Annotated in this window: 4 protein-coding genes and 2 pseudogenes; 5 read left to right on the top strand and 1 reads right to left on the bottom strand. The window is 71.8% G+C overall.

What is annotated here, in order from left to right; genetic code table 11:
* Positions 1–32: 32 nt before the first annotated feature.
* From ACFYT4_RS34005 to ACFYT4_RS33990, 4 genes and pseudogenes are all read left to right on the top strand, one after another.
* Complete coding sequence (locus tag ACFYT4_RS34005) at positions 33–12,245, top strand: amino acid adenylation domain-containing protein (protein WP_389278057.1); 12,213 nt, start codon at positions 33–35, stop codon at positions 12,243–12,245.
* Between the two features lie 210 nt (positions 12,246–12,455).
* Entirely contained in the window at positions 12,456–13,304 is an 849-nt protein-coding gene (locus tag ACFYT4_RS34000) for an aldo/keto reductase (protein WP_389278055.1), read from the top strand.
* Between the two features lie 100 nt (positions 13,305–13,404).
* Positions 13,405–13,566, top strand: a pseudogene (locus ACFYT4_RS33995) (phosphopantetheine-binding protein); the annotation flags it as partial.
* On the top strand, positions 13,553–15,253 hold the full coding sequence (locus tag ACFYT4_RS33990) for an ABC transporter transmembrane domain-containing protein (protein ID WP_389278052.1): 1,701 nt from the start codon (positions 13,553–13,555) through the stop codon (positions 15,251–15,253). The pseudogene ACFYT4_RS33995 and the gene ACFYT4_RS33990, both read left to right, overlap by 14 nt.
* Position 15,254: 1 nt before the next feature.
* Here ACFYT4_RS33990 and ACFYT4_RS33985 read toward each other — a convergent pair.
* Positions 15,255–15,493 (bottom strand): annotated as a pseudogene (locus ACFYT4_RS33985) (enterochelin esterase); the annotation flags it as partial.
* 282 nt (positions 15,494–15,775) lie between these two features.
* Here ACFYT4_RS33985 and ACFYT4_RS33980 point away from each other — a divergent pair.
* The gene (locus ACFYT4_RS33980; protein ID WP_389278049.1) at positions 15,776–15,988 is read left to right on the top strand and encodes an MbtH family protein; all 213 of its coding nucleotides are present in this window, start codon (positions 15,776–15,778) and stop codon (positions 15,986–15,988) included.
* The last annotated feature ends 568 nt before the right edge of the window (positions 15,989–16,556 follow it).

The following is a 16,556-nucleotide window of genomic DNA, read 5'->3' as shown; positions in this document are numbered from 1 at the left end:
TTTCATGACGTGGAAGGGACGTTGAGTCTTCGATGATGGAACCGAGCGCTCGTCTCGTACGGCTTTCTCTCGCGCGCCTGGCAGACGTACGCCGGCGGACCGGTGTCTCCTCCGACAGGACCATCGCCGAAGCGTGCGCCATCGGACTGTCGTACTGGGCGACGGGCCGAAGCCCCGACGGCATCGACCTCGCCCCCGGCACGCTGTTCGCCGACGTCCTCGCGTGGGTGGACAACGGCGGGGACGGGCCCGGCGGTTGGGAGATCGGCGCGGACGGCCGGAGCATCGCCGTCCCGGAAGGCGTCGCGCCGGCCGAGGCGCAGCTCGCACTGGACGACCTGGCCGACTTCCCGGACCGGCCCATCGGCACCATCGGCCCGTCCAGCGCGGCGGCGAGGATCGAGGCCCTGGCCGAGTGGAACGACACCTGGGCCGACCGGGTCCGCCCGAGCGTGGTGGAGATGTTCCGCGAGCAGGCGCGGACCAGGCCGGACGCCGTCGCCGTCGTCGATGAACACCGGTCACTGACGTATCGGCAGGTTGCCGAGCTGTCCAGCCAGTTGGCCCATCATCTGATCGAACGCGGACTCACCGCCGAACAGGCCGTCGGTATCTCGCTCGGCCGCTCCGCCGACATGGTGATCGGGCTGCTCGGCGTGCTCCAGGCGGGGTGCGCGTTCGTGCCCCTCGATCCGCAGTGGCCCGCCGCGCGCCGAGCCGTCGTCATCGACGACGCCCGGGTCGTGGTGCAGCTCAACGGCTCGGGCGCGCACGACCCGGGTGAACCGGAAGCCGTGGCCGTCGACCTCGGCGACTGGCGGTTCGCTTCCTACCCCGCCGAGGGGACCGGGGTCACCGTCCCCGGCGACGCCCTGGCCTACGTGATCTTCACGTCCGGTTCGACCGGGCGGCCCAAGGGCGCGATGATCCGGCACGAAGCGATCAGCGAGCGCCTGCTGTGGCAGTCCGACGAGATCCTGGGCTTCGGCCACGACGACGCGTCGCTGTTCAAGGCGCCGTTGTCCTTCGACATCTCCATCAACGAGATCTTCCTGCCGCTGGTGTGCGGCGGCAGGCTGGTGGTCCTGCGGCCCGGGGGCGAACGCGACCCGCACCACCTGCTGAGCGTGATCGCCGAGCAGCGCGTCACCTTCACGTACCTGGTGTCGTCCATGCTGGACGTGCTGCTGGAGATCGCGGGCGACTCCGGGCGGCTGGACAGTCTGCGGCACGTGTGGTGCGGCGGCGAGGTGCTGACCCCGGAGCTGTACGAGCGGTTCCGCACCCGGCTCTCCATCCCCATGTACCACGGCTACGGCCCGGCCGAGACGACGATCGGCGTCTCGCACGTCGTCTACCGGGGCGCGGCGGAACGCCTGTCGACGTCGATCGGCAAGGCCAACCCCAACACCCAGCTGTACGTGCTGGACGACGAGCTGCGCCCGGTCCCGGTCGGGGCCGGCGGCGAGTTGTACGTGGGAGGGTTCCTCCTGGGGCGCGGGTACGCGGGCGCGCCCGGCCTGACGGCGTCCCGGTTCGTGGCGAACCCCTTCGCGGGGGACGGGTCCCGGCTGTACCGGACCGGTGACCTCGCGCGGTTCGCCCCGGACGGGTCGCTGGACTTCCTCGGCCGGGCCGACAACCAGATCAAGATCCGCGGTATGCGGCTGGAGATCGAGGACGTCGAGGCCTCTCTCGCGGAGCACCCCGGGGTACGGCACAGCTGCGTCGTCACGAAGAAGAACGCGGCGGGCGGCACCTACCTGGTGGGGTACGTGATCCCGGCCGCCGGGAGCGAGGACCTGCGGGCGGACGAGGTCACGGCGTGGGCCGTCGAGCACATGGTGGAGTACATGGTGCCCGCCCACATCGTTGTGATGGAGGACTTCCCGCTCACCGAGAACGGCAAGGTCGATCGGCGGGCGCTGCCGGAACCCGCGCTGGGGACGGGCTCGCTCGTTCTGCCCGCCGACGAGAAGGAGCGCGTGGTGTGCGCGGCGGTCGCGGCGGTGCTGCGGCTGGACGAGGTCGGTGTCGACCAGGACTTCTTCCGGCTCGGCGGAGACAGCCTTCTGGCGATCTCGCTGCTGAGCGCGCTGCGCGACGAGGGTCTCCACGTCACGGCGAGCCAGATCTTCACCCACAGCGTCGTGGGGGCGCTGGCGGCGGTGGCGAGCCGTGACGACGTCTCCCCTGTGGACCATGGCGATGTCCCGACCGGTTCCGTCGTGGGATCGCCCGTCGTGCAGTGGCTCGGCGAGACCACGGACGCGATCGACGGCTTCGTGCAGTCGGTGGTGCTGAACGCCCCGGCGGACCTGACCGCCGGCGCTCTCGACGAGATCCTCGCCGCGCTCGTCGGGCACCATCCCATGCTCTCCGCCAGGCTGGTGCGCGGCGACCGCTGGAGCTTCGACATCCCGGACGCGGACCGGGCCGCCGCGGGGCGGCGGGAGAGCGACCGCCCGCTCTGGCGGGAGAGCGACCGGCCGCTCGACGAGTGCGTCGCGCTCGCCACCGAGGGGCTCGACCCGGCGGGCGGCGTGATGCTGCGTGCCGTCTGGCGCCGTGGGGCACGGCAACTGGTCGTCGTCGTCCACCACGTGGTGATCGACGGCGTGTCCTGGCGGGTCCTGATGGACGACCTGGCCACGGCGTGGCGGCAGTTCACCTCGGGCGCGCCGGTCGAGTTGCCCCCGGAGGGCACGTCGTTCCGGCGCTGGACGCAGTTGCTGGGGAGCGCGGCGTTCGACGCGGACCGTGCCTACTTCCAGCGTCCCCTGCCGGGCGCGGACCAACCGGTGGGCAGGCGCGCGCTGTCCGAAGCCGACACCGTCGCGCGGGAGCGGGTCCGGACCGTCTCGGTCGGCCCCGAGGCCACGGCCGCGCTGCTGGGCGGGATTCCCGCGAGCTTCCACGCGGGCGTCAACGACGTGCTGCTGACCGCGCTCGCCGTCACCCTCGCCAGGTGGCGCCGCGACCTCGGGCAGGACCAGACGTTCGCGCACATCGAACTGGAGGGACACGGCCGCGAAGGGCACCTCGTGGCGGGCTCTGCCGGTTTCGAGCCCGAGCTGTCGCGGACCGTGGGCTGGTTCACCACCCTGTTCCCGGTGACCGTGGACCCCGGCCCGGCGGCCGACTTCACCGCACCCGCCTACCTGGCCACCGCGCTCAAGGCGGTCAAGGAGGACCTCGCGCGGGTGCCGGGCAACGGCGTCTCCTACGGTGCGCTGCGGTACCTGACCGGCACCGGGTTCGACGCGTCCGCACCGCAGGTGTTGTTCAACTACCTGGGCCGCTTCGACGCGGGCGCGTCCGGGGACTGGCAGCTCGCGGGCACCACGGGGCAGTTGGGCGAGAAGCGCGATCCGAGGATGCGCCTGCCGCGCGCCCTGGAGTTCAACGCGATCGCCGAACCCGCCCCGGCCGGCGAGTACGAGCTGGTCACCACCGTCTCCTGGCCCGACGGGATGTTCGCCGACGAGGACATCGCAACGCTGGGCGAGTACTTCCGGGGGGCCTTGGCCGGACTGGCCGCGCTGGAGGGGGGCGGCCACTCTCCCAGTGACTTCCCCCTGGTGCCGCTCACACAGGCCGACGTCGACGCCCTGGACGGCCCGGCGCTGCGGGACATCCTGCCGTTGACCCCGTTGCAGGAGGGCCTGTACTTCCACTCGGTCTACGACGACGACTCGGCGGGCAGCTACGTCGAACAGCAGCTGCTGACACTGGACGGCGCGGTGGACGCCGGCCGGCTCGCGGCGGCGGCAACCCGCCTGCTCACGCTGTATCCGAACCTGGCCGCGCACTTCACGGCCCTCGCCGACGGCCGTGTGGTCTCCGTGCTGGAGAGCGGTGTGGAGGCGCCGTTCACCGTACTGGACCGCCCCGGCATCACCGACGGCGAGATCCGCGACCACGCCGAGCGGGACCGCCGTGCCGGGTTCGACCTGGCCGCCGGCCCGCTGATGCGGTACACGCTCATCCGCGCGGGGGCCGGCCGGAACGTCCTGGTGCAGACCGTTCACCACATCATCGCCGACGGCTGGTCGGTGCCGCCGATGCTCCGCGCGCTGCTGGCCGAATACCACGCGCCCGGGACCGCGTACCCGCTCGGCGGCTTCTCCGACTACGTACGCCGGCTCGTCGAACGCGACGACGACGAGAGCGACCGCGTATGGCGCGATCAGCTCGCCGGGCTGCCCGGGCCCTCGCTGGTCGCCGAGGGGCACATTCCTTCCGGCCGGTTCGCGGACACCGCCGTGGAGCCGGATGACGACATCGACGCGGCCGTCCGGTCGGCCGGTGTGCCGCTGAGCGTGGCCGTGCACAGCGCCTGGGCGGTGACGCTGGGCGGCATCCTGCACGGCGGGGACGTGGTGTTCGGTTCCACGGTGTCCGGGCGCGACGCGGATGTGCCCGGCATCGAGGACATGGTGGGTCTGTTCATCAACACGATCCCCGTGCGCGCCCGGTGGACCGGTACGACCACGGCGCGCGACCTGCTCGCCTCGGTGCGGGAACACCAGAGCGCGGTGCTGCCGCACCAGCATGTCTCGCTGGCGGGGATCGGCCGCCAGGCCGGCACCGGGCCCCTGTTCGACACCCTGGTGGTGTTCGACGTCGCGACCGATGTGGAGAGTCTGCGGGGCCCTGACGACGCGCTGGTCATCACCGGCATCGTGAACGAGGGCGCCCCGCACTACCCGCTGACGCTGGCGGTGGAGCGCGCCCCCGGCGGTCGTCCGCGCTTCAACCTGATCTACGACGGCGAGCTGGTGCGGGAGGCGGGCGCGGGTAAGATCCTGCGCTCGTTCACCCGGACCCTCACCGGCCTGCTCACCCGGCCGGACGCCCTGGTCGACGACCTGGCGACCGAGGGCGTCCGGCGCCCCGCGCTGTACGGGGGTCCGGGGGTCCGCCCAGGAGCCGGCGGCACCCCGACGACGCTGGGCGGACTGTTCGACGCCGCCGCGCGCCGCGACCCGGCCGCTGCGGCCGTCACCCAATGCCGGCTCGACGGCGATACCCGGTCACTGACCTACGGCGAACTGGCGGACGCCAAGAACGAACTGGCCGCGACCCTGCGCGCGGCCGGTGTCCGGCCGGGCCTGCGGGTCGCCGTCGCGCTCCCGCCCTCGCTCGAACAGGTCGTCGCCCTGGTCGCGATCGTCAGCGCCGGCGGTGCGTACGTGCCGCTGGACCTCGCGTACCCGGACGAACGGCTGGAGTACATCCTCGCCGACGCCGCTCCGCAGGTCGTTCTCGTCGACCACGAGCAGCGGGACCGCTTCACCGGGCTGCTGGCCCGGGCGGGCGTGCCGGCCCGCGTCATCGTGCAGGGAGACGAGCTGCCGCGGGGAGACGAACTCCCCGCTCAGGCAGGTGAGTCCGAAGCCGGCGGGCACGATCCCGCGTACGTGATCTACACGTCCGGATCGACCGGCAGGCCCAAGGGCGTCGTCGTCCAGCACTCCAGCGTGGTGACGCTGCTCGCCGACTTCCAGACCGACATGAGCTTCGGCCCGCACGACGTGTGGGTCCAGTTCCACTCCTACTCCTTCGACTTCGCGGTCTGGGAGCTGTGGGGCGCGCTGGTCCACGGCGGTGAGCTGCTGGTGCCGGAGTACGGGCTGACCCGCTCCCCGGTCGCCTTCCACCGGCTGGTCCGCGAGCGCGGGGTGACCGTGCTCAACCAGACCCCGACGGCCTTCTGCCAGTTCATCGAGGCCGACCGGCATGCCGGCGGGCCGGTCACCGCACTGCGCCGGATCCTCTTCGGTGGTGAGACGCTGGATCTCGGGCGGCTGCGCGGCTGGGTCGAGCGGCACGGCACCGGTTCGCCCGAGCTGGTCCACGTGTACGGCATCACCGAGACCACCGTCTTCGTCACGCACCGGGTGCTGACCGACGAGGACTTCGCCCCCGGCCGCGATGTCAGCCCGATCGGCGGTCCGATCTCCGGCCTGGTCGTCTATCTGCTCGACGACCGGCTCCGGCCGGTGCCGCCGGGCCGGGTGGGCGCCATCTACGTCGCCGGTGACCAGGTGTCACTCGGCTATCTCGGCAGGCCGGGGCTTACCGCGGGCAGATTCGTGGCGGACCCGTTCGCGGGCGACGGCTCCCGCATGTACCACTCGGGCGACCTCGCCCGCCGGACGCTCGACGGCGAGCTGGAGTTCATCGGACGCGCCGACGACCAGGTGCAGCTCAAGGGCTTCCGCATCGAACTGGGTGAAGTGGAGTCCGCGGTCAGGGAACTCGACGGTGTGGTCGATGCGGCCGTCACCGTGGCGGACACGGGCGACCATCTGGTCGCGCACGTCGTGGGCCGGGTGCCCGGAGACTTCACCGGCCTCCTGGCCGCGAAGCTGCCCGTTCACATGGTCCCGGGCCGGGCGCTGACGGTCGACGCCCTGCCCCTGACGGTCAACGGCAAGCTGGACCGGAAGGCCCTGGCCGAGCGTGCCGCACAGGACGACGGCTCCCCGGTGACCGCGGTGGGTGATTCCGTCCTCGCGGCTCTGGTCGACATCTTCGCCGAGACGCTGCCCGGCTCCGCGGCGGTGGACGGTGACACCGACTTCTTCAGGGCCGGGGGCGACAGCATCGTCGCCATCTCCGTGATCAACCGGGCCAGGGCCGTCGGCCTGCCGATCGCCCCACGGGACGTGTTCCTCTTCAGGACGCCGCGCGCGCTCGCCGAGCACCTGGGAACGCGCACACCGCAGGCCGCGGCGGCGAACCCGGCACACGCCCGCCGCGAGGACGGCCCGCTGCCGCCGACGCCGATCATTCTGCGCCAGCGGGAGGCGGGCGGCTCGCTCGCCCGGTTCGCCCAGGCCAGGAGGTTGGTGACAGCCGAGGGGACCGGGTTCGCCGACGCCGAGCGCGCCGCGAAGGCCGTCGTGGCCGCGCACCCGGCCCTCCGGTTGCGGCTGCGCGTCGAGCACGGGGTGTGGGCACTGCGCACCGAACCCGCCCGCGAGGTCACCGTCGTCCGGACGGACGCGACCGACCCGACGACCGCGGCGAACGAAGCCGCCGGACGCCTCGATCCCGAGTCCGGGGACGTCATCGCGTTCTCGTGGCTGGCGGACGACCGGACGCTGGTGGTCACCGTGCACCACATCGCCGTCGACGCGGTGTCCTGGCTCATCCTGCTCGACGACCTGGCCGCCGCCCTGCGCGGAACGCCGTTGGGGACGCCGACCACGTCCTTCGCCGAGTACGCCGAAGCACTGACCGCGCAGTCCGCCCAGGCCACCGACGGCCTCGGGCACTGGGTCACCACGCTCCTGGCGCCCTCGCCGCTGCCCGCCGCCGAGGGGCTGCGCGAGACCACCGTCGTGCTCGCACCCGAAGTGAGCGACCGTGTGACACACACCGCGCCCGTCGCACTCGGCGTCGGTCTCACCGAGTTGCTGTGCGGCGCGCTGCGAACCGCGCTGACACACATCCAGCCGTCGCCCACCGATCTCGCGATCGACCTGGAGCGCCACGGCCGGGTCCCGGCGCTGGAACACCACGACTACAGCCGCACGGTCGGCTGGTTCACCTCCATCGCGCCCGTGCGGCTCACGGCGCACACCGACCCCGTCGCGGCGGCGCGCGAGGTCGCCGAACGCCAGCCTGACGAGCGCGGGCACGTCGCCTACGGCGGGCTCAGATACCTCAACCCGCAGACGGCTCCGCTGCTGAACGCCCGCCCGCAGGTGCTGTTCAACTACCTCGGCCGGGGCAGCGAGTCCCAGGCGCTCCACGTCACCGGCGGCGATCAGGGCAGCCCCTACGCCGTCGAGGTCAACGCGTGGACCGACGCGACCTCCGGAAGCCTGTACGCGGTCTTCACCCTCGCCGAAGGCATCCCCGACGACATCACCGAGCACTGGCGCAGCGCACTGGAATCCATCGCGGACGCCTCGGCGACGGCCGAGCGTACGGCACCGGTCACCCCGCTCCAGCGGGGCCTGTTCTTCCAGGCCCAGATGGCGGGCTCGGCCGGACACTACGTCGCGCAGAACTACTTCACCTTCGACCGGCGTCTGGACACCGACGCGCTGGCCGAAGCGATGGCGCACGTGATCGCCCGGCACCCGGTCGTGGGCGCCGGCTTCACCACCGACGACGCCGGAAATCCGGTCCAGGTCCTCGCAGCGGGCCGGAGGGTCGACGTCCGCACGGTAGAACTGACGACGGACGCGGACATCGAGGCCCTGCGAACCAGGGACCGCAACACCGGGTTCGACCCGGGTGAGCCGCCGCTGATCCGGATGACCGTGGTGCGCCTGCCCGACCACCGCGACGCCCTGCTGCTGAGCCACCACCTGCTGCTGTGGGACGGCTGGTCCCGCGAGATCGTGCTGCGGGACCTGTTCGACGCCTACCGGGCCGTCGTCGCGGGCGAGCCGCTCGACGCCGCCCCGACCACACCCGGCTTCGAGGACTACGCCCGGGCGCTCGACGCCAGGGACACCGCCGTATCGGAACGCTTCTGGGCGCGGCACCTGGCCGCACTCCCGGGCCCGACACTGCTCGCCGGACCGGCGCCGGCCCTTTCGGACGACCTGCCGCACGCGCTCGTCCACACGCTCTCCGCCGAACAGTCGGAACTCGTGCGGGAAGCGGCCAGGGCACACGGCGTCACACTGAACTCGGTGCTGACCGGCGCGTTCGGCCTTCTGCTCGGCGCACACACCGGCCGCGGCGACGCCGTGTTCGGCGTGACGGTCTCCGGCCGGGAGGGCGAAGGCCTGTCCGGCATCGTGGGCGTGCTGCTCAACACCGTGCCCCTGTGGACACGGGCACGGCCCTACGACACCGTCCGGGCGTACCTGACGGCCGTACAGGCGGCCAGGGTCGAGGCGATGGAGCACGAGCACCTCGGCCTCGGCGAGATCCAGCGGGCCAGTGGGCACGGCACCCTGTTCGACAACCTGTTCGTGCTCCAGAACTTCCTCGACATGGACGCCTTCGCCGAGATGAACGCCAGGCACGGCATCACCTCGGTGAAGGCCGACGACTCCACCCACTTCCCGTTCACCTGGGTCGTCACGCCCGGCGAACGGCTCACCGTCAAGCTGGAACATCGCGACGGCGACACCGAGGGCGCCCGCCGCCTCCTCGACGACTACCTGCGCACACTCGAAGACCTGGCCCGGTCGACCGGGCCGCTGGGAGCGCTGCGGGGCGGGGGGCCGGAGCCCGGGCCCGGCGTACGCACGGACATCGGCACGGACACCGTCGTCGACCGGTTCGACCGGGCCGCGGACCGCGACCCCCAGCGGGTCGCGCTCGTCGCCCACGGCCGGACCATGACCTTCGCCGAACTCCGGGACCGCAGCCGTGCGGTGGCGGGTGTGCTCGCCCGGCGCGGCATCGGCCCGGAGACGACCGTGGGTCTGGCGATCCCGCGCTCCCTCGACTCGATCACGGCGCTGTTCGCCGTACTGCGCGTCGGTGCCGCGTACGTGCCGCTGGAGCTGGACCACCCGGACGACCGGATCGCCGCCATCGTCGAGGACGCCCGCCCGGAGGTGATCCTCACCGTGAGCGCCGTGGCGCCCAGGCTGACCGGCGATCTGATCGAGCTGGACCGGCCCCTGCCCGAGGCCGAGCCGTATCCGACGTTCGCGCCGGACGACCCGAACCGCCTGCGGCACCCCGCGTACACGATCTACACCTCCGGATCGACCGGGAAGCCCAAGGGCGTGGTGACCGAGTACGCCGGGCTCACCAACATGCTGAGCAACCATCAGCGCCGCATCTTCGAGCCGGTGTTGGCCGACCACGGCAACCGGGTCTTCCGGATCGCACACACCGTGTCGTTCGCGTTCGACATGTCGTGGGAGGAGCTGCTGTGGCTCGCCGACGGCCACGAGGTCCACATCTGCGACGAGGAACTGCGCCGCGACGCGCCCCGGCTGGTCGAGTACTGCCTCGATCACGGCATCGACGTCGTCAACGTGACCCCGACCTATGCGCAGCAGCTGGTGGCCGAGGGGCTGCTCGACGACCCGGCACGGCGGCCTGCGCTGGTTCTGCTGGGCGGCGAGGCCGTCACCCCGGCGCTGTGGCACCGGCTCGCCGAGACCGAGGGGACGGCGGGCTACAACCTGTACGGGCCCACCGAGTACACCATCAACACCCTCGGCGTCGGCACCTTCGAGTGCCAGGACCCGGTGGTGGGTGTGGCGATCGACAACACCGACGTGTACGTGCTGGACCCGTGGCTGCGGCCCGTTCCGGACGGAGTCCCCGGTGAGCTGTACGTGTCGGGCACCGGCATCGCGCGCGGCTATCTCGGGCAGCCCGCCCAAACCTCGCACCGCTTCGTCGCCCGCCCGTTCGGCGAACCCGGCGAGCGCATGTACCGCACCGGCGACCTGGTGGTCCGGCGGCCCGACGGGAACCTGATGTACCTGGGCCGCACCGACCAGCAGGTCAAGATCCGGGGGCACCGGGTCGAACTCGGCGAAATCGAAGCAACCCTGGCCGCCCACCCGCGGGTGGCCCAGGCTGCGGTCATCGCCCGCGAAGACCGCCCAGGCGACACACGTCTGACCGCCTACCTCGTCCCGGCCGCAGACGCGACCACACCGGAAGCCGAGCGGGAGCTGACAGCCGCCGTCCGGGAGTTCCTGCGCCGGCGCCTGCCGGAATACATGGTTCCCTCCGCGTTCGCGGTCTTGGACGTGTTGCCGCTGACGTCGAACGGGAAGCTGGATCAGCGGGCTCTGCCGGTGCCGGACGTCGCCGCACAGGTCTCCGGTCGTGAGCCGGAGACCGGGCACGAGAAGGTGCTGTGTGCTCTGTTCGCCGAGGTCCTCGGGGTGGCACGGGTCGGAGTCGACGACGACTTCCTCGCTCTGGGCGGGCATTCGCTGCTCGTGATCCGGCTGCTGGCCAGGGTGCGGGCCGAACTCGGGGTACGCCTGTGGGTGCGGGAGTTCCTCGCGGCGCCCACACCGGGGGAACTGGCCGAGCTCATCGAGGGCAACCAGGCGGGGCGCGCGGCGAGTGCCGTGCCCGTGGTGAGCGACGACGAGGCGCGGCTCGCCGCGGGGATGCGCTTCCCGGCGGCGGGACCCGCCCGGGCGGGCGCGGATCCGCGCCGGATCCTGCTCACCGGAGCCACCGGGTTCGTCGGCGCTTTCCTGCTGCGAGAACTGCTGACACGGACCGAGCCGACCGGTACGGAGGTGCTCTGCCTGGTGCGTGGGGATTCGACGGAGGCGGTGCGCACGCGCCTGAACGCCGTCACGGGCTCCTACGGCCTCGGCGCGGCAGCGGACGACCCACGCGTCCGCGTCGTGCGCGGCGACCTGGCGGAACCGGGCCTCGGCGTCGGGCCCGGCCAGTGGCGGCAGTTGGCGGACGAGGTGGACACCATCGTGCACGCGGGTGCGTACGTTCACCACGTCTCGTCGTACGAGCGCCTGAAGCCGGCGAACGTCGAGGGGACCCGGGAACTGTTGCGGCTCGCGGCCGAAGGCCGCCCCAAGCGCTTCCACCACATCTCCACACTGGGGCTCTTCCGCGGCGGTTCGACCCCCCGACTGATCACCGAGGACTCCGACACCTCGGGCGAGCGGCATCCGTTGGCGGACGGCTACACGGCCAGCAAGTGGGTGGCCGACCGAATGGTTCGGCATGCCGTCGCCCAGGGTGCCGACGCACGCGTGTACCGGCTCGGGCGAGTGTGGGCGGAGTCGCGGCAGGGAGCCGTCAGCCAGGCCGACTTCTACTGTCGCCTGCTGACCACCTGCGCCGCGCTGGGCTGCTATCCGGAGGACGCCGTGGCGCACGCCGACCTCGTCCCCGCGGACGTCGCGGCTCGCGCCCTGGTCGCCCTCATCCTCGACCGCGATCCCGCCCATACCGCCGTCGTGCACCATCTTCACCATGTCCGGGAGACGAGCGCGAAGGCGTTTCTGACAGTCTTCGACGCGATGTACGGAACGCGCACGACGCCGGTGCCGCTCGGGGAATGGCTGCGCAGGCTCAGGCACATGAGCGACGTGGGCCAGGACCTGCCGTTCCTGCCCTACCTGGACGCATTCGAGGAATCCGCCCGGTCCACCGACGCGGGAGCCGGGCGGGCGGCCGACACCTACGACAACCGGCGGACCCTGCAGATCCTGGAGCGGCTCGGTGTGGTGATCCCGGACATCGACACCGGGATGATCGCCGCGTTCTGGCGCCGTCTGCCGGGTTCGGCGCCGGAAAGCGACAACCGCTGAGGTGCGCGCGTCGGTGCCGTGCCGCGGTGGCCGTCAACGACCGGGGCCACTCGGCGTACGCCGTCGAGCACGACTGCGAGAGGTCCCTGTGCCGCCTCGGCACCGACCGAATCGACATCTACTTCCCGCACGAGCGCCCGGAACCCGTCCGCCGCGCACGCCGACCGCCCTCCATCCCCGCCCCGCGCCTACGCACGAAAGGAATGCCCCATGCGGTACGTCACCCTCAACAACGGCGTCGACATGCCGATCCTCGGCTTCGGCGTCTACCAGATCCCGCCCGAGGAGACCGAACAAGCCGTCACCGACGCCCTGAGCGCCGGCTACCGACTACTCGACACCGCAGCCGTCTACCACAACGAGGAGGCCGTCGGCCGTGCCATCAAGGCCAGCGGCATTCCACGCGAGGAACTGTTCGTCACCACCAAGCTGTGGGTCCAGGACCCCGGCGAGGACAACACCAAGCGCGCGTTCGACGCCTCACTGCGCAGGCTCGGCCTGGACCATCTCGACCTCTACCTCATTCACCAGCCCTACGGCGACGTCTACAGCGAATGGCGCGCCATGCAGGAACTCCACCGCGAGGGCCGCATCCGTGCCATCGGGGTCTCCAACTTCTTCCCCGATCGGCTCATCGACCTGATCGACAACCACGACATCCCACCCGCCGTCAACCAGATCGAGACCCACCCGTTCTACCAGCGCGCCGCCGACCAGCGGTTCATGCGCGAGCACGGCGTCCAGATCGAGTCCTGGGCCCCCCTCGCCGTCGGCCGGAACAACCTCTTCACACACCCGGCCCTCACCCCCCTCGCCAAGGCGCACGACAAGTCCGTCGCCCAGATCGTCCTGCGCTGGCTGATTCAGCGCGACGTCGTCGTCATCCCCAAGTCCGTCCGCCCGGACCGCATGACGGAGAACCTCGACGTCTTCGACTTCACCCTCACCGAAGAGGAGATGACCGCCGTCACCGACCTCGACACCGGCACGTCCCTGTTCCTCGACCACCGCGACCCCGTGATAGTCAGCCAGTTCGGAAAGGCCCGCGTCGAGGACTGACCGCGACGCATCGGTGCAGGCCGGCCTGAGCGTGGCAGGAACGCTCAGACCGGGCTTGCCCCACAGGAACCGCACAAGTCGGCAGGGGACCGTCCACCACGACGAGGTGAGCGCTTTCGTGTCGCTCGGAGAGCACTCCATGCCAGCAGTGCGGCTGATCGGGCCGCTCCGCCGGGAGTACGGTCCCGTGGTCACCGTCCGTGATCTCCTCACCCCGCGAACCCCGAAAGCGATGGCCCGTCACCTCGATGACCTCTCCTGACAAGCGGCGGCCCCGTCCGGAGTCCGACATCCTCCGGACCGCGCTGCGCCGCAACACCGGCGCGATGATCCGGGGCACCGTCCTCATGGGCATGTACCAGGCGGGTGAGACCGCCTTCCCCATCGCGCTCGGCCTGATCGTCGAGCACACGATGCGGGACCGGAGCCCCGGCTCGCTCGCCCTGTCGATCGCCGCGCTGGCCGTGATCATCACGACCGTGTCGCTGTCGTGGCGGTTCGGGATGCGCATCCTGCAGAAGGCGAACACCACCGAGGCGCACCGCTGGCGGGTGCGGGTCGCGGCCTGCGGGCTCCAGCCGGTGGCCAGGGACATCGACCTCAAGTCCGGCGAGGTCCTCACCATCGCCACCGAGGACGCCGACCAGACCGCCGACATCATCGAGGTGGTGCCGCTGCTGATCAGCTCCCTGGTCGCGGTGCTGATCACGGCGGTCGCGCTGGGCCTGGCCAGCGTCCGGCTCGGTCTGCTGGTGATCGTGGGAACCGTCGCGATCCTGTCGATCCTGAGCGTGATGTCCCAGCGGATCGGCGCCGGCACCCGCGAGCAGCAGGCCCGGGTGGCGCGGGCGGGCGCGAAGGTCGCCGATCTGATCACCGGCCTGCGCCCGCTGCACGGCTTCGGCGGCAACCACGCGGCGTTCCTGTCCTATCGGAAGGTCAGCACCGAGGCGAAGCGCCAGGCGATCACCGTCGCCGGGGTGAACGGCGCGTACGCGGGCACCGCGCTGGCCCTCAACGCGATCCTCGCCGCCTCCGTGACCCTGACGGCGGGCTGGCTTGCGTTCAGCGGCCAGATCACCATCGGGGAGCTCGTCATGGCCGTGGGGCTGGCGCAGTTCATCATGGAACCGCTCAAGCTGTTCTCGGAGATGCCGAAGTACGTGATGATCGCGCGCGCGTCGGCCGAGCGGATGGCCCTGGTGCTGGCCGCGCCGCCGGTGACGACCCCGGGGCCGCAGCGCCCGGCCCCGGGCGGGGACCTGGAGATCGACTGCGTTCGTTACGGGGCCCTGCGCGATCTGAAGTTCCGGGTACCCGCCGGCGAGTTCGCGGCGATCGCCGTCCACCAGCCGCGCGCGGCGGCCGACCTCGCGTCGGTCCTGGCGGTGAACGTCCCTCCCGAGGCGTACGAGGGAGTGGTGCGGGTCGGCGGGCAGGAGATCGCGGACCTGTCGGTCGAGGCGGTCCGCGAGCAGATGCTGGTGAACCCGTACGACGGGGAGATCTTCGCGGGCACCCTCCGTACGAACATCGACCCGTCGGGAACCAGCCGGATGATCCCCGAGGCCGTCGAGGCGTCCCTGCTGACCGACGTCGTCGCCCTCCACCGCGACGGACTCGACTACAGCGTCCGCGACCGCGGAGCGAACCTCTCCGGGGGGCAGCGCCAGCGGCTGTCCCTGGCCCGCGCCCTCGCCGCCGACGCCGACGTGCTCGTCCTGCACAACCCGACGACGGCCGTCGACGCCGTCACCGAACAGCTCATCGCGCGCAACATCGCGGAGCTGCGCCGGGGCCGCACCACCGTCGTGATCACCAGCAGTCCGGCCCTCCTGGACGCCGCCGACCGTGTCCTCGTCCTCGACGACGGGGTCGTCACCGCCGAGGACACCCATCGCCACCTCCTCGCCACCGACGAGGACTACCGCCTGGCCGTGGCCCGGTGACCTACGGAGCGAGCGCCCGGGCGACATCCCGGAGCAGGGCGTGGCGCCGGCCCGCCCGGTCGTGGCCCGACGGCGACCGCGAAACCCGCACGGTCGCGCCGGCCTGCCGGGCGAGGCTCTCGGCCCGCTCGCGGTGGGGCAGCATACGGGTCTCGTGTTCCCCCACGCCGAACGCGACCGCCGACCGGACAGGCCGGGGCGCTCCAACAGGCGCTCGGCGACGGCGCCGCCGAGGGATCCTCGCGTCCTCGCGTCCGCTCCCGGGGTGCGTCACGACGGGACCTCCTCGTGCGCGGAAGCCGGCAGCGCCCGGAGCGGGCGGTGCACCCGTGGCCGGTGACGGGACGGCACGAGCCGTCTGAACATCTCCTTGTGAGAGGGGAGGGGGAAGGCTAGGCTCATGTCGATTAGGTGAGGCTAACCTAACCGTGGCTTGTCCTTCTATCCCCGATCCCGGCCGACGACCGGATCCACCGTCCCGACGGGCCGTCACCGCCCGTCGGACCACAGGAGGCATCGAGTATGAGCACCAATCCCTTCGACGACCCCGAAGGCCGTTTCCTGGTCCTGGTGAACGACGAGGGCCAGCACTCGCTCTGGCCGTCCTTCGCCGAAGTGCCCGGGGGGTGGACGGTCGTCTTCGACGAGAACACCCGAGAGGCGTGCCTGAACTTCGTCGAGGCCCGCTGGACCGATCTGCGCCCCCGGTCCCTCGCGGCGTCCACGGACGCCTGAACCGTCACGGCGAACCGGCGCGGCCGAGGACCCGGGCCGGTTCGCATACATAGTCCTGAACGATGACTTCGGCGATGAAACAGCCATGGCCACTGACAACTGATCCCGGGGTTCCGGGCACGCCACTCCGGCAAAGCGGGCCCGTCCTGCGGCAGCCAGGGTCCCGTTTGGGCCCGGGCTGCCTGCCGTGGCAGAGACGCTTGGCCGTTCGCGCGCCACGCACGTCCCCCTCAACACCCCGGCCAGGGCCCCGAACACGGAACCGCCGCAGGCATGGGCGGCCCCCTGCCCGACTCTGCCACACCTGGAAGGGGCGCGCCGACAGTCAGCCCGGCAGCCCGGCACCCGCCCCTCGCGGGGCAGGGGCCGGCGGCGCACACGTACCGGAACACCCGGGGATCCGGCCCTGGGGGCGTGCCCGGCGGCCTCTCGCACCACGCGCGGGCACCCGGGGCCAGTCCGGAATCTCCCCACCTAGGGCGTGTATCGAAAGTCCCGCCTGGCCTGCGACGCCCAGCACGCACACTCGCTGCGTTGTCGGAATCGCCCAAGTACGTCCAGTACGAGG

This window comes from Streptomyces sp. NPDC004609 (assembly GCF_042873655.1).
Lineage (GTDB): Bacteria > Actinomycetota > Actinomycetes > Streptomycetales > Streptomycetaceae > Streptomyces.
The sequence above is the reverse complement of the archived record's forward strand: the minus strand, read 5'-3'. Positions and strand labels throughout refer to the sequence as shown.